This window comes from Streptomyces sp. NBC_01016, assembly GCF_026341035.1.
GTDB lineage: Bacteria > Actinomycetota > Actinomycetes > Streptomycetales > Streptomycetaceae > Streptomyces.
Window position 1 is genome coordinate 795,093 of sequence record NZ_JAPEOQ010000002.1, and the last position, 24,834, is coordinate 819,926.

Below are 24,834 nucleotides of genomic sequence, written 5' to 3' on the forward strand. Positions count from 1 at the left end.
GGGCAATAAAGCAGCACCACGCAATCCGTATGCATCCGGAAGAAGGCACCACTCGATGACGGTTCCCCTGCCGACCGCCACCACCCGCTGGCGCTGCACCCTGTGCGGCAATCTGACGCGTTTCGACGTCACGCGGTCCTCAAAGGTCGTCGAGTACGTCCACCTGGACCTGGCCGGTGAGCCGAAGGTGGAGGAGCGCGAGGTGGTCAGTGAGACCATCGAGTCGGTGCGCTGTCGTTGGTGCAACGCGGTGGATCAGGTGGAACTGGTGGACAGGCCGGGCGCCGACTCCTGAGGAGCGGCTCCACAGCGACATTGGGGTGACGGATGGTGGAGAGCACAGGCGGGGAGGCCGGGGAGGGCGGCGCCGCCGAGGTGCTCGACCGACCGCTGCCCGAAGGGGTACGACGACGGGTCGTGCAGATCGCGTCGGACGGCTTCGGCGGTCTGACGGTGGGTGAACTTCCGGCGCAATTGCGGCAGTATGCCCGGTTCACCCCGACCCGGCGGATGAAGTTCGCCGGCAACGCGATGGCCGCGGCTCTGGAGAGCGACCCGCTGTTCCGGCAGCGGATCGGGGAGCGCCTGCGGGACGCGCAGCCCGAGCTCGCGGCCGCCCTGGAGGCGGGCTCCCCGCCGCCCGCGGCCGATCCGCTCGACGTGGCGGCGGCCGCCTATGTGCTGCGGCCCGTCGGCTGGGTGAAGCTCGTCGCCGCCGCGGGCGAGGACGCGGAGCGGGCCGACGCCGAGCGCGCCGACGACGAGACCCGCGCCGAACTGGAGCGGCTGCGCGCCGAGCTGGCCGAGGCCAGGGCCCACACCAGGACCGAGGCGGAGCGGCTCCGCTCGGAGCTCGACGCCGCCAAGCGCGAGGTCGCCTCCGTGGAGCGCAAGCTGCGGGCCGCTCTCAGTGACGTGAAGCGCGGCGAGGCCGCCGTGCGCAAGGCGAAGGCCGAGACCGACGCGGTGCGCGCCGAGGGGCAGGCCCAGGTGTCCGCCGCGGAGAGCGAGTCGCGCCGGCTCAAATCGCGGCTCGGCGAGGCGGAGTCGGCCCTCGAGTCCTCCCGCAGGGCGGCCCGCGAGGGCCGCAGCATCGAGGACATGCGGGTGCGGCTGCTGCTCGACACGGTCCTGGACGCGGCCCAGGGGCTGCGCAGGGAGCTCGCGTTGCCGCCGGTGTCCTCGCGGCCCGCCGACTCCGTGGACGCCGTCGAGCCGGGCAGGATGACGCCGAAGGACATCGCGGCGCGCGCCCTGCACGAGCACGACCCGGCGATCCTCGACCAGTTGCTGGCGCTTCCGCAGGCCCACCTCGTGGTCGACGGCTACAACGTCACGAAGACCGGGTATCCGACGATGCCCCTGGAGAAGCAGCGGCTGCGCCTGCTCGGTTCGCTCTCGCAGCTCGCGGCGCAGACCGGGGCCGAGGTGACCTGTGTCTTCGACGGGGCCGAACTCGCCGCGCCCGTACTGCTCGCGCCGCCGCGCGGAGTGCGGGTGCTGTTCTCCAAACCGGGGGTCACGGCGGACGAGCTGATCCGTCAGCTCGTGCGCGCCGAGCCGTCGGGCCGCCCCGTCATCGTCGTGTCGACCGACCGGGAGGTCGCGGACGGCATCGCGAAGGCGGGGGCACGCCCGGTCGCCTCCGTGGTGCTCCTGAAACGACTCTCGCACGGCTGACGTTCGACCAAAAGGGGCCCCGAGTTACCTATGTCACACGCGCAACATCCGTGTCGAATGCCCGAATTGGCGAAACCTTCACGCAACGTAGCGTCAAGCGGACATCACTGCATGTGAGTTGAGTGCAAAGAATGCAGCGAGTGACGGAGTTTTTTCTCTGAGGGATTTGAACTGATCACGAAGAGGTCACTAGGGTCGGCTCGAACCTCCGCTCGGGTGATCACCTAAAAGGGGTGACGGTGGAGGGACACCGCCCGCCGGCGCATCGGTAGGCGGCTGGAGGAAGAAGGAGCTCGCCTTCGTGGCGTCCCACCGTCGACCCAAGCAGCCGAGCCGCACCCGCGTGACCGTGCTCACCGCGACCGCCGCCGCTGCCGTGGCCCTTACTTCTCAGGCCGCCAACGCCGCACCGAAGCCCAGCAAGAGCGAAGTCAAGGCCAAGGTCGACAAGCTCTACGAAGAGGCCGGTCTCGCGACCGACCACTACAACGGGGCCAAGGAGAAGCAGAAGAAGCTCGAGTCGGAGATCGGCGATCTCCAGGACAAGGTCGCCCGCGGCCAGGACGACCTCAACGAGCTGCGCTCCGGCCTCGGCACGCTCGCCGGGCAGCAGTACCGCTCCGGTGGCATCGACCCCTCGGTCCAGCTCTTCCTCTCCTCGGACCCGGACAGCTACCTCGACAAGGCCTCCACGCTCGACTCGCTCAGCGCCCAGCAGCTCGAGTCGCTCAAGAAGGTCCAGGAGAAGCAGCGCACGCTCGCCCAGGAGCGCGCAGAGGCCTCCCAGAAGCTCAAGGACCTCGCCGACACGCGCACCGAGCTCGGCAAGAAGAAGGATCAGGTCCAGGGCAAGCTCGCGGAGGCCCGCAAGCTGCTCAACACGCTGACCGCCGAGCAGCGGGCCAAGATGGCCGCCGAGCAGGAGCGCGCCAGCCGCGACTCCGCCAGCCGTGTCGACCTCGGCGACGCGCTGCCCGCCTCGGGCCGCGCCTCCGCCGCCCTGTCCGCGGCCGCCAGCCAGATCGGCAAGCCGTACGTCTCCGGCGGCTCGGGCCCCAACTCCTACGACTGCTCGGGCCTGACCCAGTGGGCGTACAACCAGGCCGGTGTCTCCATAACCCGGACCACGTACACGCAGATCGGTGAGGGCACCGAGGTGGCCAGGAGCCAGCTCAAGCCCGGTGACCTGGTCTTCTTCAACAACACCGAGCACGTGGGCCTGTACGCGGGCAACGGTCAGGTCCTGCACGCCCCGCACCCCGGTGCCAGCGTGCGCTACGAGTCGATGGACACGGTCGGTCCCTACCAGACCGCCCGCCGCATCTGACCGTCGCGGCCGAAGCGGGCCCTTCCGGCGGACTCGCTGGAGGGCCCGCTTTCCACTTCCCAACGTGCCCTGGAAACGCGCCCGTTCGGGCGAATTCCACGGACCCGCGCTGACCCCTGCGCCCCGCCCATGACCTGCGTCAGAGGCGGGGCGCCGCGCTGCGTGTCCCCTGAACGGTCTTTGGTCAGGCGGTAGTCGCCCGACTACTGTCGGCGCGCATTCCCCCGATCACGGGGGTCCGTCAGCGGAAGGGGAGCGGCAACCCGTGGGTTCTCATCGCCGTATCTCGCACTCTCGGCACTCGGGCCTCGACCGGAGTACGCGAGCGACTGTTCTGGGCGTGGCCGCGGCCTCCGCGGCAGCGGCCCTCGGCGCAGCACCCGCGGGCGCGGCGCCGCAGGACAGGCCCGCCGCCGGCAAGGCCGCGGTGGACCGCCTGTACGAGCAGGCCGAGGAGGCCACCGAGGCGTTCAACCGGGCCGACGAGCGCACGGACAAGCTCCGCAAGGAACTCGCCGACACTCAGGACCAGGTGGCCCGCGGGCAGGAGCGGATCAACGCGATGCGGCGCGCGCTCGGCGTGGTGGCCGGCGCCCAGTACCGGTCCGGCGGCATGGACCCCTCGCTCGCCCTGATGCTCTCCTCCGACCCGGACGGCTACCTCGACAAGGCCGGCACGCTCGACCGGATCGGCGCGCGGCACGCGGGCGAGCTGGTCGAACTGCGGGGCGCCCAGCGCAATCTGGACCAGCGCAGGGCCGAGGCGCGGTCCGAGCTCGCCGAGCTGGAGGCCGCCCGCAAGGCCGTCAGGCAGCACAAGCAGACCGTGGAGAAGAAGCTGGCCAAGGCGCGGCAGCTGCTCAACGCGATGCCGAGCGGGGAGCGGGCCGCGTACGACCGGGCCTCGCGTGGCGGCGCCCGCCCCGATCTGGCCGGTGCGGGGCCCGCCTCCTCCGACCGCGCTGCCGCCGCGCTCGCCGCCGCCAAGTCGGCGCTCGGCAAGCCGTACGTCTGGGGCTCCACGGGGCCCTCCGGCTTCGACTGCTCGGGCCTGATGCAGTGGTCGTACGGGCAGGCGGGCGTCGGTCTGCCGCGCACCTCGCAGGCGCAGCGGTACGCGGGCCGCCAGGTCCCGCTCTCCCAGGCGCAGCCCGGCGACCTCGTGGCGTACGGCTCCGACGCCCACCACATCGGCATCTACGCGGGCAACGGCCAGGTGATCCACGCGCCGCACCCGGGCGCCCCGGTGCGCTACGACCCGGTCGGCATGATGCCCGTCTCATCCGTGACCCGCGTCTGACGCCTCCCGCGGGACTTAGGGCCCTTCTGACGGATCTTGCCGGTGAGCGGGCCCTGGCACGCACATCTGCTGCGTTGTCGTCGGTTGCCAACGCTCCGCGTTGACGCCCTCCTCCGCCTTGCAGCTGCACGCACCAGCCCCCGCTCACCGGCACCGAACATGACAGCCGACCACGTCCAGCCTGATCCGTCAGAAGGACCCTAGCCGTACGATCGACAAGATGGCTGGTCGAGGGCGTGCGGTGGGCAGGGCGGGGAGTGCGGTGGCACTGGGCGCCCTGCTCGTAGGGCTTTCCGCGCTCTCTGGGTGCGGCAAGGACGCGGGGCCGAAGGGTGCCGACGCGTCCGCCGTGCAGCGGGTGCTCGACCAGCGGGCGCACGCCGTCGTCACCCGGGACGGGCCCGCCTACCGGTCGACGGGCAGCGCGGAGCCCGGCCTGCTCGACGACCTCTCCGAGGTCCCGCTCGACTCCTGGCAGTACAAGCTCACCCACCTGAAGCGCTCCGGATCCCGCGCCACCGCCACCGCCGAACTGCGCTACCGCATCGACGGCTACGACAAGGCGCCCGTCGTCGCCGAGCGCAGGCTGACGCTCGGCCACGGCGACGACGGCTGGTACGTCACCGGGGACCGGCCCGGGAAGAAGGCGGGCGAACAGCTGTGGGAGCAGGGGGAGGTGGCCGCGGTGAAGGGCTCGCACAGCCTGGTGCTCGGGGTCGGCAAACCGCGCTCCGAACTGCGCTCGTACGCGAAGCTCGCCGACGAGGCGGTGCCCTCGGTGCAGCGTGCATGGGGCGGCGACTGGGCGCGCCGGGTCGTCGTTCTGGTGCCCGAGTCCCTCGACGAGATGGGCGAGTTGCTGGGCTCGCCCGCCGCCGGCTACCAGGGGATCGCGGCCGTCACGACGGGTGAGGCGGGCGGTCCCAGCACGGCGCCCGCGGACCGGGTGATCCTCAACCCCGAGGCGTACGGCGTGCTCGGCGAGGTCGGCAAGCAGGTCGTCCTCACCCACGAGACCGCCCACGTCGCCACCCGCCGCGCGACGTCCGCCGCGACCCCGCTGTGGCTCTCCGAGGGGTACGCGGACTGGGCGGGCTACCGCGAGAGCGACCGCACACCGGGCCAGGCGGCGCCCGAACTGCGCCGCGCGGTCGAGCAGAGCGCGGCGCCGGCACGGCTCCCCGACGACAAGGACTTCGGCTTCTCCGGCGACTCCGCCAAGCTCGCCCGCGCGTACGAGAGCGGCTGGTTGGCCTGCCGGATGATCGCGGACCGCTGGGGCGAGGCGAAGCTCAACGCGTTCTACAAGGCGGTCGGCGGCCACAAGCAGCGGGAAGGGGCCGTCGACGGCGCGCTGCGGCAGGCCCTCGGCATCGACGAGCAGGAGTTCGTGGCGCAGTGGCGGGAGTACGTGCGGTCCGAGCTGGGCTGATTTTTGGGCCCTAGGGCGTCGGTACCGCGTTGTCGCGCGAGGTCGGGGTGGGCGCGGGGGCGTGCTCGGCGCGCCGGGGTTCGGTCACCGTGGCGCGCCACAGCCGGCGGCAGGCGCTGAGGGAGGCCACGACCAGCAGGCCGTTGCGTACGAGGAGGAGGGTGACGCCGATCGGGTCGCTGGCGACCACGTTGCCGAAGTAGAGCGGGAACTCCAGGAACGTCACGAAGGTCGCCGCGAGCACCAGCCACACCGGCAGCGTCATCCGGCTGTCGCGGAAGAGGAGACAGACCGCGGCGACGCCCACCAGCCACACCATGTACTGCGGGCTGATCACGCGGCTCGTCGTCGTGAACAGCAGCACCGCCGTCAGGCCCGCGTCGGCGAGCGTCGCGGGCTGCCAGGCGCGCGCCTTGAACCGCCACAGCAGCAGCCAGCCGAACGCGAGCGCCGTGAGCACCTGCGCCAGGGTGCTCACCACGTCCACGTACGGGCCGAGGAACTCCACCGAGCCGTAGTTCAGCTGCACCGTGCCGTTCCAGCCGAACTGGCGCGCCACGTGGAAGACGAGTGAGCCGAGGGACTCCACCTCGGTGCCGCGGTTCTTCTGGAACGTGAGGAAGGCGAGCGCGCCCGGCATCGCGAGCGTGAAGGCGACGAGCAGCCCGGCCGCCGTCAGGACCGCCGTGCCCCACGTCTGCCGGGTGGCCCGGCCGCGCCGCGTGCCGAGCAGCAGCAGCGCGGGCCACACCTTGATCATCGCGCCGATCGCCGCGAAGACGCCCGCGGCCCGCGGATGCCGGGCCGCCGCGAGCAGTGACGCGATCGCGACGGCCGTCACCATCACGTCGTAGCGCGCGTAGACGGTCTGTCCGAGCAGCGGCAGCCCGATGACCCACACCCAGGTGCCGCGCCGCGATCCGCCCCGCCGTTCGGAGACGTAGAGGAGCATCAGCAGGACGACGGCGTCCGCCAGGAACGCGAGCAGGAAGAAGGCGGAGGCGTACTCCAGGAAGGGCAGCAGCGCGGGGGAGAGGATCGCCATCGCGGCGGCCGGCGGGTACTGCCACGTGACGTCGTCCAGAGGGAACGTTCCGGTGCGCAGCACGTCGAACCAGCCCTGGTAAATCACGTGGACGTCGCTGGTGACGTCGGGACCTGGAACAACGATCACCTTGAAGACGCACAGCAGAAGCAGCGCGCGGGTCAGTACCCAGGTGACCAGGAGCCCGGCGGGCGTTCGCGTCTTCATTCGATACATGATGCCGGGAAGTCCTGTGGCCTGGCCATGGACCCCCGCGGCGCGGCGGCCACCGCCGGGCGCGTTCGGTACTGTCGGCGGTGATGCGCCAGACACCGAAGACACTGCTCGTGACCAACGACTTCCCGCCGCGCCCCGGTGGGATCCAGGCGTTCCTGCACAACATGGCGCTGCGCCTGGATCCGGAGCGGCTCGTCGTCTACGCCTCGACGTGGAAGCGCACCCGCGAGGGCATCGAGGCCACGGCGGCCTTCGACGCCGAGCAGCCGTTCACCGTGGTGCGCGACAACACGACGATGCTGCTGCCGACCCCGCGCGTGACCAAGCGCGCGGCGGGGCTGCTGCGGGCGCACGGCTGTACGTCGGTGTGGTTCGGGGCGGCGGCGCCGCTCGGCCTGATGGCGCCCGCGCTGCGCAGGGCGGGCGCCTCACGCATCGTCGCGACGACGCACGGGCACGAGGCGGGCTGGGCCCAACTCCCCGCTTCCCGGCAGCTGTTGCGGCGGATCGGGGAGGGCACGGACACGATCACGTATCTCGGTGAGTACACGCGCTCGCGCATCGCGGCGGCGCTCACGCCCGCGGCGGCGGAGCGGATGGAGCAGCTTCCGCCGGGGGTCGACGAGAAGACGTTCCACCCGGGGTCGGGTGGGGATGTCGTACGGGCGCGGCTCGGGCTCACGGACCGGCCGGTGGTGGTGTGCGTCTCGCGCTTGGTGCCCCGCAAGGGCCAGGACACCTTGATCCTCGCCATGCCGAAGATCCTGGCGGCCGTGCCGGACGCGGTGCTGCTGATCGTGGGCGGCGGGCCGTACGAGAAGGACCTGCGCAAGCTGGCTGCCGAGACCGGGGTCGCGGACTCGGTGCGCTTCACGGGGTCCGTGCCGTGGGAGGAGCTGCCCGCGCACTACGGGGCGGGGGACGTGTTCGCGATGCCGTGCCGTACGCGGCGGGGCGGGCTCGACGTGGAAGGCCTCGGCATCGTCTACCTGGAGGCCTCCGCGACCGGGCTCCCGGTCGTCTCCGGCGACTCGGGCGGCGCGCCGGACGCGGTGCTCGACGGTGAGACGGGGTGGGTCGTCCGTGGCGGCTCGGAAGCGGAGTCCGCGGACCGCATCGTGACGCTCCTCCAGGACCCGGAACTCCGCCGCCGGATGGGCGAGCGGGGCCGCGAATGGGTCGAGGAGAAGTGGCGCTGGGATTTGCTGGCGGAGCGGTTGCGGGGGTTGTTGTAACCGGTTCGTGGCGGGGCCGTGGTTCCTGTTGCGCGGTACCGGGGGTTGGGTGGCGCGGTCCCGTTGTGCGGCAGCGGAGGTGCAGGGCTGTGCCGTGCCGTGACCGACGCTCGTCGTGAGGGGTTCGCGGTACCGGGGGTGCGGGGCTGTGGCGTGGCCGACGTCTGAGGTGACTGGCGCGCGGCGCCGGTCCTTGTCCGGCTGCGCCGTTGCGTGGTCATCTCCCGCCCGCCCGCCCCCTCCGGGGGCTTCGGCCTCCCGGGGCCCGGAGCCTCGCCGGGGCGGTGCCTGTCCTGATGGCTCTGCAGCACCGGGGGTTCGGGAACCCACTGTGGTTGGCGCCTGCCGTTTCTATTGCGCGGCACCGGGGGGCCGCCTTGCCCACCCTGCCGCCCCAGGCGGCAGATTGCCCAAGGCGGTTGCGGCCGGGTGCCGCGACGGGGAGCCGTGCTTGCGGCCACTCACCCGAGGCGGGGCGGCACGCTCAGGCGTGGCACCTCAAGGACCGTGGCGGGTGGGCACCTCAAGCCCCGGCGGCGGGTGCGGTACCCGTGAGGCCGACGCCCCCGGAGGGGGCGGGTGGGTGGGAGATGGGCGGGGGCAGGGCCATCGCCTGCGGGGAGGCGGGCAAAATCAAGCGCGCCGTGGGGTGAGACCCGCGGGGTTCAGGGCGGAGCCCCATGGCTGCAACGCCGGTTCTGCGGATCAAACTCGCCCTGGGACGGGAGCCTGCGGGGTTCGGGGCGAAGTCCCGTGGCCGCAATGCCGGTTCCGGGAAATCGAGCTCGCCCTGGGACGGGGACCAGAGAGGTCCGGGGCGGAGCCTCGTTTTTCCAGCCCCGCCGGCGATCGAGGCGCGGGGGCCGGGGCGGAGCCCCGAGGCGTGGGGAGCGGTCGGCCGAAACGCAACATCCGCCGCAACGCACAACCGGGCCGAGACGCAATCCGCCGCGACGCACAACTCGACCCAAACGCAACATCCGCCGCACCGCACACCAACGCGCCGCGACGGATGCCACCCGGTACCGCTAGCCGCGGTAGATCGCCTCGACCTCGTCCGCGTAATCCTTCGCCACGACATTCCGCTTCAGCTTCAGCGAAGGCGTCAGGTGTCCCGACTCCTCGGTGAACTGGGCGCCCAGGATGCGGAACTTGCGTACCGACTCCGCCTTGGACACCGCCGCGTTGCCGTCGTCCACGGCCGCCTGGATCGTGGCCAGCAGGTCGGGGTCGTTCTGCAGCGACGCCACCGTCGAGCCCACCGGCTTGTCGTGGTCCGCGGCCCACTTGCCGAGGAACTCCTCGTCGATGGTGACGAGCGCGCCGACGAACGGGCGGCCGTCGCCGACGACCATGCACTCGGCGACGAGCGCGTGCGCCCGGATCCGGTCCTCGATGACGGCTGGGGCGACGTTCTTGCCGCCCGCCGTCACGATGATTTCCTTCTTGCGGCCGGTGATGCGGAGGTAGCCGTCCTCGTCCAGCGTGCCGATGTCGCCGGTGTGGAACCAGCCGTCGGCCAGGGCCTCTTCGGTGGCGCCCTGGTTGTTCCAGTAGCCGGTGAAGAGGTGCTCGCCGTGCAGCAGCACCTCGCCGTCGTCGGCGATCCGGACCACGGACCCCGGCAGCGGCTGGCCGACCGTGCCGATCTTCTGGCGGTCCCACGGGTTGAACGCCGTGGCCGCGCAGGACTCGGTGAGGCCGTAGCCCTCCAGGACCGTGAAGCCGATGCCGCGGAAGAAGTGGCCGAGCCGCTCGCCGAGCGGCGCGCCGCCCGAGATCGCGTACTCGCCGCGCCCGCCGAGGACGGCGCGCAGCTTGCCGTAGACGAGCTTGTCGAACGTCTTGTACTTGAGCTTCAGGGCCAGCGACGGGCCGTTCGGCGTGTCCAGCGCGCGGCTGTACTCGATCGCCGTGTCGGCGGCCTTGTCGAAGATCCTGCCCTTGCCGTCGGCCTGCGCCTTGGCCCGCGCCGAGTTGTAGACCTTCTCGAAGACGCGCGGCACGCCCAGGATCAACGTAGGCCTGAACGCGGCCAGTTCATCGGTGAGGTGCTTGATGTCGGGGGCGTGGCCCAGCTTGATCGGGGCCATCAGCGAGGCGACCTCGACAAGGCGGCCGAAGACGTGCGCCACCGGAAGGAAGAGCAGCACGGAGCACTCGCCCGTACGGAACAGGGGGCCGAGGCGCGCCACGATGTTGCCGCACTCCGCGAAGAAGCTGCGGTGCGTGAGGACACAGCCCTTGGGGCGGCCGGTGGTGCCCGAGGTGTAGACGATGGTCGCCGGGTCGTCGGCCTTCGCGATGGCGCTGCGGTCGTCGACCATGCCGTCGGAGAGCTCGGCACCGGCGCGGTACAGCTCGTCGAGGCCCCCGCCGTCGATCTGCCAGACGTGCCGCAGCTCGGGCAGCCGGTCGTGCACGGAGGCGACGGCCGCGGCGTGCGCGTCCAGCTCGACGAGGATGCCGACCGCGCCCGAGTCGCCGAGGATCCACTGGATCTGCTCGGGCGAGCTCGTCTCGTAGACCGGGACGGTGATCGCGCCCGCGCTCCAGATCGCGAAGTCGAGCAGCGTCCACTCGTAGCGGGTGCGCGACATGAGCGCGATGCGGTCGCCGGCCTGCACGCCGGACGCGATCAGGCCCTTGGCGGCCGCGCGCACCTCGGCGAGGAACTGGACGGACGTGACGTCCTGCCACGTGCCGCCGACCTTTCGGCCGATCACGGCGACGTCCGGGTGCTGCGCGGCGTTTCTGCGAACGATGTCGGTCAGATTGCCGTCCGCGGGGACCTCGTACAAAGCGGGAAGGCTGAACTCGCGCAAGACTGCTGCTCCTCGTAGGGCGCCGGCGCCACTCTTCTGTGATGCGTCGGTGCGGTCCAAGATCGGGCAGGTGCACAGTGCATCAATGAATTGTCCGCTCCAACTCGGCGGCGCTCATTGTTTGAACTGAACACGACTGGACTGCCCGGACGTTACCCATCGGTACTGCTTCTTCGATAGGGGGGTCGGACCAGATGTTCGCTGCGTCACACGCCGCCGCGACTGTTCTCGCACCCTAGTCCAGAAGCCGACCGACTTGGAAGTAACCGCAGGTCCGGCCGCCTCTACCCATTCTGGGACCCATCGTCCTAGGGTGATCGGCATGCGCGTACATGTGGTCAGCGATGTGCACGGAAACTCCACCGACCTCGCACGAGCGGGAGACGGCGCCGATGCCGTCATCTGCCTTGGTGACCTGGTGTTGTTCCTTGATTACGCAAATCATGCGCGCGGCATTTTCCCCGAATTGTTCGGAGTCGAGAACGCGGACCGCATCGTTGAACTGCGCACCGCCCGTCGCTTCGAGGAGGCGCGTGCCTTCGGAGCGGAGCTCTGGGCGGGCATAGACCGTGTGCCGGCCATCGAAAAAGCGGTGAGGAAGCAGTACGCGGAGATGTTCGCGGCGTTCCCCACACCGACGTATGCGACCTACGGCAATGTCGATATGCCGAAACTCTGGAGTGAGTACGCCGCCCCCGGCACGACCGTGCTCGACGGGGAGCGCGTCGAGATCGGCGGCTGGGTCTTCGGCTTCGTCGGGGGCGGGCTCCGCACGCCGATGCGCACGCCGTACGAGATCGACGACGAGGAGTACGCCGCGAAGATCGAGGCCGTGGGCGAGGTCGACGTGCTGTGCACGCACATCCCGCCGGAGGTTCCCGACCTCGTCTACGACACCGTGGCGCGGCGGTTCGAGCGCGGCAGCCGCGCCCTCCTCGAGGCGATTCGCCGGACCCGGCCCCGGTACTCGCTCTTCGGCCACGTCCACCAGCCGCTCGCGCGACGGATGCGGATCGGGTCCACGGAATGCGTGAATGTCGGCCACTTCGCGGGGTCGGGCAGGCCCTGGGCACTGGAGTGGTGACAGCGACAGCGCATGCGCGCGATAGCCTTCACGGGACACACACGCAGGCAGGCACGGCGCACCCAGACCGGTATCCGGAGGAGCCACGGCGATGGCGGAACACACCAGCTCGAGCATCACGATCGAGGCGGCCCCTGCCGATGTCATGGGGGTGATCGCCGACTTCGCCCGCTACCCGGACTGGACGGGTGAGGTGAAAGAGGCGGAGGTCATCGCCGAGGACGGGGCCGGCCGCGCCGAACAGGTCCGGCTCGTCATGGACGCCGGGGCGATCAAGGACGACCAGACGCTCAAGTACACCTGGGCCGGCGAGAACGAGGTCTCCTGGACCCTCGTGAAGTCCCAGATGCTGCGCTCCCTCGACGGCTCGTACGTGCTGAAGCCGGCGGGCGAGGGGACCGAGGTCACGTACTCCCTCACGGTCGACGTGAAGATCCCCATGCTCGGCATGATCAAGCGCAAGGCCGAGAAGGTCATCATCGACCGCGCGCTGGCGGGCCTGAAGAAGCGGGTGGAGTCGGGCAGTTAGAGCCCCGCAGGGGGCACCTCCCAGCGTGAGCCGGGGGAGATTGAGGCGCGGGGTCCGGGGCAGAGCCCCGAGACCTCGCCCCCGGTTCCGGGCAGCAGACAACGGTGGCCGGAACCACAGGTAGCCTCACACTCCATGCGCACCCTCCTCGTCACCGGCCCCGGCGGCGCCGGCCGCACCACTGTCGCCGCCGCCACCGCCCAACGGGCCGCCCGGCAAGGGGTGCGTACGAGGCTGATCACCGCGGACCCGGTCGCCGAGCTGACGGACGTCGACGTCGTCCGTCTCACCCCGGCCGACGACTTCCGCCGCGACCTCCTCGCCCTCCAGGACCGCGCCGCCTCCGGCCTCGAGTTCCTCGGCGCCGCCCGGCTCGACGCGGACGAGGTCACACCCCTCCCCGGCAGCGAGGAGCTCGCGCTGCTCCGCGCCCTGCGGGACAGCGCCGAAGGGCCGTACGACCTGCTCGTCGTCGACCTGCCGCCCGCGCCCCGCGCCATCGACACGCTCGCCCTGCCCGAGCAGCTCCGCCGCTATCTGCGCCGCCTGCTCCCCGCGGAGCGGCAGGCCGCGCGCGCCCTGCGCCCCGTGCTCGGCCGGCTCGCCGGGGTGCCGATGCCCGGGCAGTGGCTGTACGAGTCCGCCGCCCGCTGGGACGCCGAACTCGCCGCCGCGCAGGCCGTGATCGAGGCCGCCACCACCCGCGTACGACTCGTCGCCGAGCCCACCCGGGCCGCCGCCGAGACCCTGCGCACCACCCGCACCGGCCTTGCCCTGTACGGGCTCGACGTCGAGTCGGTCGTCGCCAACCGCGTGCTGCCCGACGGCTCCACCGACCCGTGGCTCGCCGACGCAGCCGCCCGCCAGCGCAAGGTCGTCGCCGAGTGGCCCGGCGCGCACGAGCTGCCCCACCTGGGCCGCGACCCGCGCCCCGGGGACCTGGACGTACCGGTGCCCGCGACCCTGCCGGGCCCCCGTACCCCGTGGCCCGTGGAGGACCGGCTCGGAGAGGACGGCGTCCTGGTGTGGCGGATACCGCTGCCCGGGGCCGTCCGCGAGGAGCTGAGCCTGATGCGGCGCGGCGACGAACTGGTCGTCGGCGCGGGCCCGTTCCGGCGTATCGTCCCGCTGCCCTCCGCGCCCCGCCGCTGCACCGTGGCGGGTGCGGGGCTCGTCGACGGCGAGCTCCGGGTCCGCTTTGCCCCCGATCCGGATCTGTGGCCGCAGACCCGGTGAACGGGGCGCACCCGTTCGGGTAACGTCGAAGGGGTAACCGGTCCAGCTCTCCGCAGGAGTCAGCCGTCATGAGCGACGCCACCGAGCAACCCGCCCAGCAGGTCGACGCCGACGCCTGGGAGAAGGCGTGCGCCGAGGATCTCGAGGAGGAGCGGGCCCGCCGCAGGGCCGAGTACGGGCCGCCGCCCGGATCCGCGGCCGAGGAGCTGAAGAAGCTCGTCGACGCCGTCACCGACAAGCTCTCGTCCGTGCAGGCCCCGTTCCTCGGCCCGGTCGCCCAGGGCACCGCGGAGCAGGTCGCCAAGCAGGCCGTACGGCAGGCCCGCTCCGTCATCGAGCCGGTCATCGACCGGAACGCGGACGTGTTCGACCACCTGGCCGCCGCGGGCAACGAACTGCTCGCCGCGTACCGCTCCGCGGTCGAGGGCCAGGAGCGCCGCTGGACCCAGCGCACCCAGGAGCCGGCCCCACCGAAGGACGCCGAGGATCCCAAGGGCCCCGAGGACGAAGGCCCCGGTGGAGAGCACATCGACCTGGACTGAGCCGGGGGCCGGGCCCCTGCTCGGTTAGGGTGGGCCCTAGCGGGGCTCGACCGAACTGAGGGATTCATGGGACTCACCATCGGCGTCGATATCGGCGGCACGAAGATTGCGGCCGGCGTGGTCGACGAGGAGGGCAACATCCTCTCCACGTTCAAGGTGCCGACGCCTTCCACGCCTGACGGGATCGTCGACGCGATCGCCTCGGCCGTGGAAGGTGCCAGGGCCGGGCACGAGATCGTGGGCGTGGGCATCGGTGCGGCCGGCTACGTCAACCGTCAGCGCTCCACCGTGTACTTCGCGCCGAACATCGACTGGCGTCAGGAACCGCTGAAGGAGAAGGTCGAAGCGCGCGTCAAGCTGCCCGTGATCGTCGAGAACGACGCGAACGCGGCCGCCTGGGGCGAGTACAAGTTCGGCGCGGGCAAGGGCCACCGCAACGTCATCTGCATCACCCTCGGCACCGGCCTCGGCGGCGGCGTCATCATCGGCAACAAGCTGCGCCGCGGCCACTTCGGCGTAGCTGCCGAGTTCGGCCACATCCGCATGGTGCCGGACGGCCTGCTGTGCGGCTGCGGCTCGCAGGGCTGCTGGGAGCAGTACGCGTCGGGCCGCGCGCTCGTCCGCTACGCGAAGCAGCGGGCGAACGCGACGCCGGAGAACGCCTCGTACCTGCTCTCGCTCGGCGACGGCAGCCCCGAGGGCATCGAGGGCAAGCACATCTCCTCGGCCGCCCGCGAGGGCGACCCGGTGGCCGTCGACTCGTACCGCGAGCTGGCCCGCTGGGCCGGCGCGGGCCTGGCCGACCTGGCCTCGCTGTTCGACCCGTCGGCGTTCATCGTCGGCGGCGGCCTCTCGGACGAGGGCGAGCTGGTCCTCGACCCGATCCGCAAGTCGTACAAGCGGTGGCTGGTCGGCGGCAACTGGCGGCCTGTGGCCGACGTGATCGCGGCCGAGCTGGGCAACAAGGCGGGCATGGTCGGCGCCGCCGACCTGGCGCGGGAGCCCGACCCCGTCATGTGACGTACATACGCACCTGGTGCCCGTCGTTCCCCGTGGGGGCGGCGGGCACCGGCGTATCTTGATCTTCATGGACTCCGGCTCGCTCCCCGAAGAACGCACCGAACTTCCCAAGTCCCTTACGGAAGCGGACGGTTCGGCCGTCATTCGCGTCCTCAGCTACAACATCCGCTCGATGCGCGACAGCCCCGTCGCCCTCGCCCGCGTGATGAAGGCCTGCGCCCCGGACCTCGTACTGATCCAGGAGGCGCCCCGTTTCTTCCGCTGGCGCAAGCAGCTCGCCCGGCTCGCCCGCGCGGCCGACCTGGTGATCCTCTCCGGGGGCGGCAGCGCCGCCGGGCCCGCGCTGCTCTGCTCGCTGCGCGCCACCGTCGAGCGCACCGAGGACGTACTGCTGCCGCTCACGCCGGGACTGCACCGGCGCGGCTTCGCGACCGCCGTCGTGCGGTTCGGGGACGCGCGGCTCGGTGTCGTCAGCTGCCATCTGAGTCTGCAGAAGGACGAGCGGTACGCGCAGGGCGGGATGCTCCTCGACCGGGTCGCCGGTATGGGGGTGGAGCACGCCGTCGTGGGCGGCGATCTCAACGAGCGGCCCGGCGGGCGCACCTTCCGGCGCCTCGCGCGCACCCTGAACGACGCCTGGGCGACCCGGCCCTGGGGCGGCGAGTACACCTCGACGCCGGCCGATCCCCATCAGCGTATCGACGCGATCCTCGCCACGAAGGGCATCGAGGTGCTGGGGTGCGGGGTGCCGGACTTCCTGGACCGGGACGAGCTGAGGGCGGCCACCGACCATCTGCCGGTGCTCGCCGCCCTCCGCGTTCCTGCCACGTAGGTGTCTCAACGGTGCGTTCTAGACCACGGCGCCGCGGCCCGGGTCGTCGCCGTCCTCGTCGTCGCCCGGAGACATCCGAGCGACGAGCGTGCCGAAGCCGCCGAGGAAGCCGCCGATGCACAGCGTCGCCAGCCACCACGTCATGTCCCAGCCCAGCAGCACCGCGAGGAGCAGCAGGATCGGGCCGCCGACCACCGCGAGCCAGGCGAACCTGGCCGTGACGTCGCCCTCCGGCAGCGGGGGCGGCTCGGGCGGGACGAAGTGGCCCTCGTCGGCGCCGCCGAAGTCGTCGTCCGAGGGCGCGGGCGGCGCGTGGTCGCGTGGTCCTGGAGTGGAAGCGATGCCCGGGGCGAAGGAGACCGAGGAGCCGAGCGGACCCTGCTTGCCCCGGTCCTGGTCCCGGTCCTGACCCTGGTCCTGGTCCTGGTCCTGGTCCTGGGCGTCCTTCTCCGTGGTGCTCCGCTGCGCGTCCGACGGCGGCTTCGGCGCATCGTTGGTCTCCGGTTCGAGCAGCGCCAGGTCCTCCACCGACTTGAACGGCTTGGCGCCCGGCGGGTCCGGCGGCTCCTCCCCGTAACCGGCGACGATCGCCGCCCACGCCGCGTCCTCGTCGCTCGGCAGCAGGGGATCGCGCGACTGCCCGCCGGTCTCCTCCTGGTCGTGCGGCTCCGAGCTGTCCGGCCGCTCGGACCCGCCCCGCTCCTGCTCAGTCACCGGTGCTCGTCCCTTCCACGCCCTCGCTGGGGATCTTGCCGACTTCGGGAGCGAGCCGGTCGAAGAACGCGTAGCTCTCCTCGAAGATCCGGTCCGCGTCATGGTCCAACGTCGCCACGTGGTAGCTCTGTTCCAGCAGGATCTCCGTGACGTCCGTGGACGAGACGCGGCCGAGCACCCGCGCCGAGTCGGCGGGCGGCACCACATGGTCGTGCACGCTGTGCAGCACCACCAGGGGCTGCGTCACCTGCGGCAGTTCACGGTCCACGATCCGGAAGAAGATGCGCAGCTGGTGCGCCGCGTGCAGCGGAACCCGGGGGTAGCCGACCTCGTCCGCGCCCTCCTTGGCGATGTCGCTGGTGATGCCCTTGACCGTGCTCACGAAGTGCCGGGCGACCGGGAGCGCGTACGCGGACAGGCCGTGCACCTTGTTGCCCGGGTTCACCAGGACGAGGCCCGCGATCCGGTCCCCGTGCTTGGCCGCGAGGCGCAGGGCGAGCGCGCCGCCCATCGACAGGCCGCACACGAAGACGTGGGAGCAGCGGTCGGTGAGCTCGCGCAGGGCGCGGTCCACCTCCGCGTACCAGTCCTGCCAGGCGGTGACGGACAGGTCCTCCCAGCGCGTGCCGTGGCCCGGCAGCAGCGGGAGCGAGACGGTCAGCCCGCGCTCGGCGAGGTACTCGGCCCAGGGCCGCAGCGACTGGGGCGATCCGGTGAATCCGTGACAGAGGAGGACGCCGACCTCGCCACCGTCGTGGCGGTACGGCTCGGCTCCAGGAAGGACCGGCACCTTCGGTCTCCTGTTCATGGCAGAGAAACGGTGGACGGACGTGCAGGGGAACGAGCTGACGAGCAACAGCGACGTGAACCTCACGGTACGCGACCGGACTGACACCGACCAGGGTCGTCGGGCCCCGGGGCGGCCCCGCGGGTTAAGGTCGGATCCTCGGACTGGTCCCGGTACGAGGTCCGGGCACGAGGGAAGGCAGTGGGTTGATCTACGGCGCAATGAAGGTGGCCATCGGAGGGCCGCTGAAGCTCGGTTTCCGGCCGTGGGTGGAGGGCCTCGAGAACATCCCCGCCGAGGGCCCCGCGATTCTCGCCAGCAATCACCTCTCGTTCTCCGACTCGTTCTTCCTTCCCGCCGTCCTCGACCGCAAGGTCACCTTCATCGCGAAGGCCGAGTACTTCACCACCCCCGGGGTCAAGGGAAAGATGACGGCCGCCTTCTTCAAGGGCGTCGGCCAGCTGCCCGTGGACCGCTCCGGTTCGCGGGGCGCCGGCGAGGCCGCCATCAAGAGCGGCATCGAGGTCCTGGAGCGCGGCGAGCTGTTCGGCATCTACCCGGAGGGGACGCGTTCCCCCGACGGCCGCCTCTACAGGGGCAAGCCGGGCGGCCTCGCGCGCGTGGCGCTGTCCACCGGCGCCCCCGTCATCCCCGTCGCCATGATCGACACGGAGAAGATCCAGCCTCCTGGCAAGGTGATGCCCAAGCTGATGCGCCCGGGCATCCGCATCGGCAAGCCCCTCGACTTCAGCCGCTATCACGGCATGGAGAGCGACCGCTTCGTCCTGAGGGCTGTCACCGACGAGGTCATGTACGAGATCATGAAGCTTTCCGGCCAGGAGTACGTCGACGTGTACGCGACGGCCGCCAAGCGGCAGATCGCGGACGCGGAGAAGGCGGCCAAGGCCGAGAGGGAAGCGGCGAAGAAGGCGTTGGAGAAGGAACGGGACGGCTCCTAGCCGCGTCGTCCCAAGGAGGGCGCAGGAGCAGAAGTACCCGGAAGTGCCAACGGGGGGACAGGGGACATGGGGAACGCGGTCGGGCGCGAGCGGGTCGTGCGGATGTCGGTCGAGCAGCCGCTGTGGCGCGCGCTCACCGGGTACCGCCTGCTGACCCTCGTCTACGCGATCGGGCTGTTCGCCTCCTCGTACGAGGTGTACGAGCGCCCGTGGGTCGGCGCCGGCTACTTCGCGGTCCTCGCGGTGTGGACGCTGGCGACGCTGCCGCAGGTGTCGGGCGCCCGGCGCTGCACCAAGCGGTTCCTCACCGCCGACCTGACGATCGCGGTCGCCGGCATCCTGCTCTCGCCGGTCGCCGGGCACGAGCGGGCCGTCACCGGGGGCTCCACGCTGCCGTCGATCTGGACGGCGGGCGCCGTCCTCGCCTGGGCGCTCAAGGGCGGCTGGCGGTGGGCGGCCGGAGCGTCCCTGCTCATCGGCGTCGCCAATGTGCTGCAGCGCGGCGACATCACCCGCGGCCTCATCCACAGCGTCCTTCTGGTCTGCATCGCCTCCATCGCGATCGGCTACGTCGTGGAGGTGGCCCGCGCGTCCGAGCGCACCCTCGCCCGCGCCCTGGAGATCGAGGCGACGACGCGCGAGCGGGAGCGCCTCGCCCGCGACATCCACGACAGCGTGCTGCAGGTCCTCGCGATGGTGCAGCGCCGCGGCACCGCCCTGGGCGGTGAGGCGGCGGAGCTCGGCCGGATGGCGGGCGAGCAGGAGGTCGCGCTGCGCACGCTGGTCGCCGGGGGCCTCGTACCCGCCTCGCGTGCGTCCGAGGACGCGGAGGACGGCGCCGTCGTACGCACCGTGCTGGAGCCGGCGGAACCGGCCGAGGACGAGGGCGCGGGCCCGCGCGATCTGCGCCCCCTCCTTGCCGGGCACGCCGGTGGACACATCACTTTCTCGGAGCCGGGCGCCCCGGTGCCGATGCGGCCCGCCGCGGCCCGCGAACTGGCCGCCGCTGTCAGTGCCGCCCTGGACAATGTCCGTCTGCACGCGGGCGCGGACGCCAGCGCGTGGATCCTCGTCGAGGACGAGTCGGACGCGGTGATCGTGACGGTGCGGGACGACGGCCCCGGCATCCCGGAGGGCCGCCTCGCGCAAGCCGAGGGCGAGGGCCGGCTCGGTGTCGCCCTGTCGATCCGGGGCCGGCTGCGCGACATCGGCGGCACCGCCGAGCTGATCTCGGTCCCCGGCCAGGGCACCGAGGTCGAACTGCGCGTACCGAAGAAGTAGCGAAAGCGGCCCGTACGGGCCACGGGGGAAGGCAGGACCGGAGAGATGAGCGAACCGAACGGATCCATCAAGGTCATGGTGGTCGACGACCACCCGATGTGGCGCGACGCCGTCGCCCGCGACCTGGGCGCGGCCGGCTTCGAGGTCGTCGCCACGGCGGGCGACGGCGAGCAGGCGGTGCGCCGCGCGCAGGCCGCGGGGCCCGACGTCCTCGTCCTCGACCTGAACCTGCCGGCCAAGCCCGGCGTCCAGGTCTGCAAGGAACTCGTCGGCGCCGACCCCCGCCTGCGCGTCCTCGTGCTGTCCGCGAGCGGTGAGCACGCCGACGTACTGGAGGCGGTGAAGTCCGGTGCCACCGGCTATCTGCTCAAGTCGGCCTCCACGGACGAGCTGATCGACGCGGTGGGGCGCACCGCCGTCGGCGACCCCGTGTTCACGCCGGGCCTCGCGGGCCTCGTCCTCGGTGAGTACCGGCGGCTCGCATCGGACCCGTCCCCGGCCGGTGACGCCGACGAGTCGGGCGCCGCCCCGCAGCTCACGGACCGGGAGACCGAGGTGCTGCGCCTCGTCGCGAAGGGCCTGAGCTACAAGCAGATCGCCGAGCGCCTGGTCATCTCGCACCGCACGGTCCAGAACCACGTACAGAACACCCTCGGCAAACTCCAGCTGCACAACCGCGTGGAACTCGTCCGGTACGCGATCGAGCGAGGTCTGGACGACGACTGACCCCGCGCGGGAGAGTGGCCCCCAACCACTCGCCGTGACAAGGGAGTTACGCCATGAGGGTCGGAGTGCTGACCGGAGGCGGTGACTGCCCCGGACTGAACGCTGTCATCCGGGGCATCGTGCGCAAGGGCGTGCAGGAGTACGACTACGACTTCGTAGGGTTCCGGGACGGCTGGCGCGGCCCCCTGGAGAACGACACCGTCCCTCTCGACATCCCCGCGGTGCGCGGCATCCTGCCCCGCGGCGGCACCGTGCTCGGCTCCTCGCGGACCAACCCCCTCCAGGCGGAGGACGGCATCCGCCGCGTCAAGGAGAACCTCGCCAAGCAGGAGGTCGGGGCCCTCATCGTGATCGGCGGCGAGGACACCCTCGGCGTCGCGGCCCGGCTCGCGGACGAGTACGGCATCAAGGTCGTCGGCGTACCGAAGACCATCGACAACGACCTCTCCGGCACGGACTACACCTTCGGTTTCAACACGGCCGTCGGCATCGCCACGGAGGCCATCGACCGGCTGCACACCACCGCCGAGTCCCATATGCGGGTCCTCGTTGTCGAGGTCATGGGCCGGCACGCGGGCTGGATCGCGCTGCACTCCGGCCTCGCCGGCGGGGCCAACGTCATCCTCATCCCCGAGCAGCGCTTCGACGTCGAGCAGGTCTGCTCCTGGGTCACCTCCCGCTTCCGCTCCTCGTACGCCCCGATCGTGGTCGTCGCCGAGGGGGCGATGCCGCGCGACGGCGACATGGTGCTGAAGGACGAGTCCCTGGACTCCTTCGGGCACGTGCGCCTCTCCGGCGTGGGGGAGTGGCTGGCGAAACAGATCGAGAAGCGGACGGGCAAGGAGGCGCGGACGACGGTTCTCGGCCATGTGCAGCGGGGCGGCACGCCGTCCGCGTTCGACCGCTGGCTGGCCACGCGCTTCGGTCTGCACGCGATCGAGGCGGTGCGGGACGGGGACTTCGGGAAGATGGTGGCGCTGCGGGGGACGGACATCGTGCGGGTGCCCATCGCCGATGCCACGGCCCGCCTGAAAACGGTGGACCCGGCCCTGTACGAAGAGGTCGGCGTGTTCTTCGGGTAGGCGTCTTCAGGGGCGCGGGGAACTGCGCAACCGATCCACGGCTCCGTGTGCCGTACGGAAAGGCCGTACATACACTCCCTCTATGGAGATCCTCGCATTCGGCGTGCAATCCGACGAAAAGCCTCTGATCGAGAAGGCCTTCGAAGGGCACCACGACGTCCGCTGCCTCGACGTCTTCCTCAACGAGGACACCGCACCGATCGCGGCCGGCTACGAGATCGTCTCCACCAGCGTCAACGCCACCCTCAACCACCGCGTGCTGCAGACCCTCGCGGCCGGCGGCACGCAGCTGATCGCCCAGCGCTCCACGGGCTTCAACAACATCGACCTACAGGTCGCCGAGCGGCTCGGCCTGACCGTGTCCCGCGTCTCGTACTACTCGCCGTACTCGGTCGCCGAGTTCGCCTGGACCCTCGCGATGGCCGTCAACCGCCGCATCGTCCGCGCCAGCACCCGCACCCGCGACTTCGACTTCCGCCTCGACGGGCTGATGGGCCGCGATCTGCGGGGCCGCACCGTCGGCGTGCTCGGCACCGGAAAGATCGGCGAGGCCTTCACCAGGATCGCGCACGGCTTCGGCATGAACCTGCTCGGCTGGGACGTCGCCGAGAACCCGAACTGCACGGCCCTCGGCATGAAGTACGTCGACAAGGAGCAGCTGTTCGCCGAGGCCGACGTCGTCAGCCTGCACGTACCGCTGCTGCCCGCCACCGAGCACATCGTGGACGCCGCCGCGCTGCGCGCCATGAAGGACGACGCGATCCTGATCAACTCCAGCCGCGGCGGCCTCATCGACACGAAGGCCCTGGTCACGGAGCTCCGCGAGGGCCGCTTCGCGGGCGTCGGCCTCGACGTGTACGAGGCCGAGGCGGGCCTGTTCTTCCTCGACAAGTCCCTCGACGTCGTCGAGGACGACACCCTGGCCCGCCTCGTCACGTTCCCGAACGTCCTGGTCACGTCCCACCAGGCGTACTACACCGTGGACGCGGTCGGACAGATCATCGAGACCACGGTGCAGAACGTCCTCGACTATCAGGCCGGGCGCCGCTCCGAGAACGTGCTGGTCCCCGCAGAGGCGCCGTCGACCAGCTGAGCCAGCAGCTCCCGTACGATCCCTGCGCCGCGCAGCGAAAGCACCGACTCCGGGTGGAACTGGACGCCCCCGAAGGAGGGCCCGCGCAGCGCGTGCACCTCACCCGTCGCCCGGTCCCGGCTGATCTCCACGCCGTGCGCCGCCAGTTCGGTCGCCGCCGCGTCGTCGCAGGACGCCACGAAGCTGTTGTAGAACCCGACCTTCTCGGTCCGCCCGAACACCTCGACGTCGGTCTGCGCGCCCTGGTACGGCACCTCCTTGCGGACGATCTCCAGGCCCAGCTCCGCCGCGATCAGCTCGTGCCCGAGGCAGACGCCGAGCACGCCGTGCTCGTGCGTGCGGATCACGTCGGCGGTCAGTGAGCGCAGGAAGCGCATCTTCGGGTCGGTCAGGTCGGAGGGGTTGCCGGGGCCGGGGCCCAGCACGACCGGGCCCTCGTGTGCGAGCACCGCCTCCCGCAGGCCCTTCTCGTCGTAGCGCCGCACCGTCACGTCGAGCCCCGTCGAGCGCAGCACGTGCGCCAGCATCGCGGTGAAGGTGTCCTCGCCGTCGACGACGAGCGCGTGCCCGGAAAGCTCGTTCTCGCGCTTCTGCATCCGCAGCCAGAACGGCGCGAGCGCCGACCTGCGCCCGTCGAGCGCCGCCCGCACCCGCGGGTCGTCGGCGAGCGCGGGCCGCGTGCTCTCGGCACGCGGGCGTGCGGGGCGCACGCCCAGCGCGGCCAGCACGCCCGCCGCCTTCGCGTGCGTCTCCGCGACCTCGCTCGCCGGGTCGGAGCCGCGCACGAGGGTCGCGCCGACCGGGACGCGGAGCTGCCCGGAGGCGTCGATGTCGGCGGTGCGGATCAGAATGGGGGAGTCGAGCGTCTGCGCCCCGCCCGCGTCCCTGCCGACGAGCGCGAGCGCGCCCGCGTAGTAGCCGCGGCCGCCGACCTCGTGCCGCTCGATGACGCGGCACGCGTTCTGCACGGGCGAGCCGGTGACGGTGGCCGCGAACATCGTCTCCTTGAGTACGTCCCGCACATCGAGGGTCGACTTCCCCCGCAGCTCGTACTCGGTGTGCGCGAGGTGCGCCATCTCCTTGAGCCGCGGACCGACGACGACACCGCCCATGTCGCCGACGGTGCACATCATCTTGAGCTCCTCGTCGACGACCATCGACAGCTCCTCGATCTCCTTGCCGTCGGCGAGGAAGTCCAGCAGGTGCTCGGGCGTCGGGCCCTCGGCCGGGTAGCGGTACGTGCCGCTGATCGGGTTCATGACGACGGTGCCGCCGGACATCCGGACGTGCACCTCGGGGCTCGCGCCCACCAGCGTCCGGTCCCCGGTGTGCACGACGAACGTCCAGTACGCGCCCCGCTCCCCGTCGAGCAGCCGCCGGAACAGCGCGAGGGCGTCGGCCCGCGAGAATCCCGCGATCTCACCCTCGTACGTCCTGCGGATCACGAAGTTCGCGCCCTCGCCCTGCCCGATCTCCTCGCGCAGCACCCGGCCCACGATGTCGGCGTATGCGTCGTCGTCGACGTCGAAGCCGCCGTCGCTGACCTGGACGTCGTGCCGCGGAAGCTGTTCGAGGGCCTCGGCGAGCGGGATTTCGTACGACTCCTCGGGGGTGAGGACCGTGAGCGGGGTGCCGTCGTCGCGGACGTCGAAGCCGCGTTCCCTGATCTGCCGGAAGGGGACGAGGGCGAGCCCTTCGGGGATGTCGGCGAGGCGTTCGTACTCGGCGACCGGGCCGGTCAGGACCTCGACCGTGTCGTGCTCGCGGCCAGGGGTGCGGCGGCGCAGAAGCGCGAAGGGGCGGTCGCCCGTGAGCAGTGAGTCGAGCATGAGGGTGTTCCTTCCAGAGACTGTCGGGAGTCGTTCGGGAGGAACAGCCGGTGTCGTAAA

At 71.5% G+C, this 24,834-nt stretch carries 22 protein-coding genes; 17 read left to right on the forward strand and 5 right to left on the reverse strand.

Annotated features, from left to right (window positions below; translation table 11 throughout):
* Window positions 1-55 precede the first annotated feature (55 nt).
* The 5 genes from OG746_RS30320 to OG746_RS30340 all read left to right on the forward strand — a co-directional run bounded on the left by OG746_RS30320 (window position 56) and on the right by OG746_RS30340 (window position 5,739).
* On the forward strand, window positions 56-295 hold the full coding sequence (locus OG746_RS30320) for a hypothetical protein (RefSeq protein WP_009309707.1): 240 nt from the start codon (window positions 56-58) through the stop codon (window positions 293-295).
* Between the two features lie 32 nt (window positions 296-327).
* Window positions 328-1,680 carry an NYN domain-containing protein gene (locus tag OG746_RS30325; RefSeq protein WP_266720480.1) on the forward strand — a complete coding sequence of 451 codons (1,353 nt, stop codon included), beginning with the start codon at window positions 328-330 and terminating at the stop codon, window positions 1,678-1,680.
* Window positions 1,681-1,981: 301 nt separating this feature from the next.
* Window positions 1,982-3,007 (forward strand): C40 family peptidase, encoded by a 1,026-nt coding sequence (locus tag OG746_RS30330; protein WP_266720482.1) that lies wholly within the window; start codon window positions 1,982-1,984, stop codon window positions 3,005-3,007.
* 265 nt (window positions 3,008-3,272) lie between these two features.
* On the forward strand, window positions 3,273-4,307 hold the full coding sequence (locus OG746_RS30335) for a C40 family peptidase (protein ID WP_266720484.1): 1,035 nt from the start codon (window positions 3,273-3,275) through the stop codon (window positions 4,305-4,307).
* Window positions 4,308-4,527: 220 nt separating this feature from the next.
* Entirely contained in the window at window positions 4,528-5,739 is a 1,212-nt protein-coding gene (locus tag OG746_RS30340) for a hypothetical protein (protein WP_266720486.1), read from the forward strand.
* Window positions 5,740-5,749: 10 nt separating this feature from the next.
* Here the strand turns inward: OG746_RS30340 and OG746_RS30345 are convergent, their stop codons facing one another.
* Window positions 5,750-6,991: a glycosyltransferase 87 family protein gene (locus tag OG746_RS30345; protein ID WP_266720488.1), complete on the reverse strand. Its 1,242-nt coding sequence runs from the start codon at window positions 6,989-6,991 to the stop codon at window positions 5,750-5,752.
* Window positions 6,992-7,083: 92 nt separating this feature from the next.
* Between OG746_RS30345 and OG746_RS30350 the strand changes: the two genes are divergently transcribed.
* On the forward strand, window positions 7,084-8,235 hold the full coding sequence (locus tag OG746_RS30350; protein WP_266720490.1) for a glycosyltransferase family 4 protein: 1,152 nt from the start codon (window positions 7,084-7,086) through the stop codon (window positions 8,233-8,235).
* Between the two features lie 1,028 nt (window positions 8,236-9,263).
* On the opposite strand, the gene OG746_RS30355 is transcribed toward OG746_RS30350, so the two are convergent.
* On the reverse strand, window positions 9,264-11,060 hold the full coding sequence (locus tag OG746_RS30355) for an AMP-dependent synthetase/ligase (RefSeq protein ID WP_266720492.1): 1,797 nt from the start codon (window positions 11,058-11,060) through the stop codon (window positions 9,264-9,266).
* Between the two features lie 322 nt (window positions 11,061-11,382).
* Here OG746_RS30355 and OG746_RS30360 point away from each other — a divergent pair, with 322 nt between their 5' ends.
* The 6 genes from OG746_RS30360 (at window position 11,383) to OG746_RS30385 (ending at window position 16,303) form a co-directional block, all read left to right on the forward strand.
* Window positions 11,383-12,144 carry a metallophosphoesterase family protein gene (locus OG746_RS30360; protein ID WP_266725529.1) on the forward strand — a complete coding sequence of 254 codons (762 nt, stop codon included), beginning with the start codon at window positions 11,383-11,385 and terminating at the stop codon, window positions 12,142-12,144.
* Between the two features lie 91 nt (window positions 12,145-12,235).
* Window positions 12,236-12,673: an SRPBCC family protein gene (locus OG746_RS30365; protein WP_266720494.1), complete on the forward strand. Its 438-nt coding sequence runs from the start codon at window positions 12,236-12,238 to the stop codon at window positions 12,671-12,673.
* Window positions 12,674-12,808: 135 nt separating this feature from the next.
* A complete protein-coding gene (locus OG746_RS30370; protein WP_266720496.1) occupies window positions 12,809-13,909 on the forward strand; it encodes an ArsA family ATPase in 1,101 nt (366 codons plus the stop codon).
* 68 nt (window positions 13,910-13,977) lie between these two features.
* Window positions 13,978-14,451 carry a DUF5304 domain-containing protein gene (locus OG746_RS30375; protein WP_266720498.1) on the forward strand — a complete coding sequence of 158 codons (474 nt, stop codon included), beginning with the start codon at window positions 13,978-13,980 and terminating at the stop codon, window positions 14,449-14,451.
* Window positions 14,452-14,517: 66 nt separating this feature from the next.
* Complete coding sequence (locus tag OG746_RS30380; protein WP_266720500.1) at window positions 14,518-15,471, forward strand: ROK family glucokinase; 954 nt, start codon at window positions 14,518-14,520, stop codon at window positions 15,469-15,471.
* A 67-nt stretch (window positions 15,472-15,538) separates the two neighbouring features.
* Window positions 15,539-16,303 (forward strand): endonuclease/exonuclease/phosphatase family protein, encoded by a 765-nt coding sequence (locus tag OG746_RS30385; protein WP_266720502.1) that lies wholly within the window; start codon window positions 15,539-15,541, stop codon window positions 16,301-16,303.
* 18 nt (window positions 16,304-16,321) lie between these two features.
* On the opposite strand, the gene OG746_RS30390 is transcribed toward OG746_RS30385, so the two are convergent.
* Both OG746_RS30390 and OG746_RS30395 read right to left on the reverse strand, forming a co-directional pair.
* On the reverse strand, window positions 16,322-17,017 hold the full coding sequence (locus tag OG746_RS30390) for a hypothetical protein (protein ID WP_266720504.1): 696 nt from the start codon (window positions 17,015-17,017) through the stop codon (window positions 16,322-16,324).
* Entirely contained in the window at window positions 17,010-17,807 is a 798-nt protein-coding gene (locus OG746_RS30395) for an alpha/beta hydrolase (RefSeq protein ID WP_266725531.1), read from the reverse strand. The genes OG746_RS30390 and OG746_RS30395 overlap by 8 nt, the downstream gene beginning before the upstream one ends.
* A gap of 203 nt (window positions 17,808-18,010) precedes the next feature.
* Between OG746_RS30395 and OG746_RS30400 the strand changes: the two genes are divergently transcribed.
* From OG746_RS30400 to OG746_RS30420, 5 genes are all read left to right on the forward strand, one after another.
* Window positions 18,011-18,763, forward strand: coding sequence for a lysophospholipid acyltransferase family protein (locus tag OG746_RS30400; protein WP_266720506.1), 753 nt, complete (start codon window positions 18,011-18,013; stop codon window positions 18,761-18,763).
* A gap of 66 nt (window positions 18,764-18,829) precedes the next feature.
* Window positions 18,830-20,044, forward strand: a complete 1,215-nt coding sequence (gene macS, locus OG746_RS30405; RefSeq protein WP_266720508.1) for a MacS family sensor histidine kinase — start codon at window positions 18,830-18,832, stop codon at window positions 20,042-20,044.
* A 45-nt stretch (window positions 20,045-20,089) separates the two neighbouring features.
* Window positions 20,090-20,770 (forward strand): response regulator, encoded by a 681-nt coding sequence (locus tag OG746_RS30410; RefSeq protein WP_266720510.1) that lies wholly within the window; start codon window positions 20,090-20,092, stop codon window positions 20,768-20,770.
* A gap of 53 nt (window positions 20,771-20,823) precedes the next feature.
* Complete coding sequence (locus OG746_RS30415) at window positions 20,824-21,852, forward strand: 6-phosphofructokinase (protein WP_266720512.1); 1,029 nt, start codon at window positions 20,824-20,826, stop codon at window positions 21,850-21,852.
* Between the two features lie 82 nt (window positions 21,853-21,934).
* Complete coding sequence (locus OG746_RS30420; RefSeq protein WP_266720514.1) at window positions 21,935-22,945, forward strand: 2-hydroxyacid dehydrogenase; 1,011 nt, start codon at window positions 21,935-21,937, stop codon at window positions 22,943-22,945.
* Here the strand turns inward: OG746_RS30420 and OG746_RS30425 are convergent.
* Entirely contained in the window at window positions 22,885-24,774 is a 1,890-nt protein-coding gene (locus OG746_RS30425; RefSeq protein WP_266720516.1) for an anthranilate synthase family protein, read from the reverse strand. The genes OG746_RS30420 and OG746_RS30425 overlap by 61 nt on opposite strands.
* Window positions 24,775-24,834: the final 60 nt, after the last annotated feature.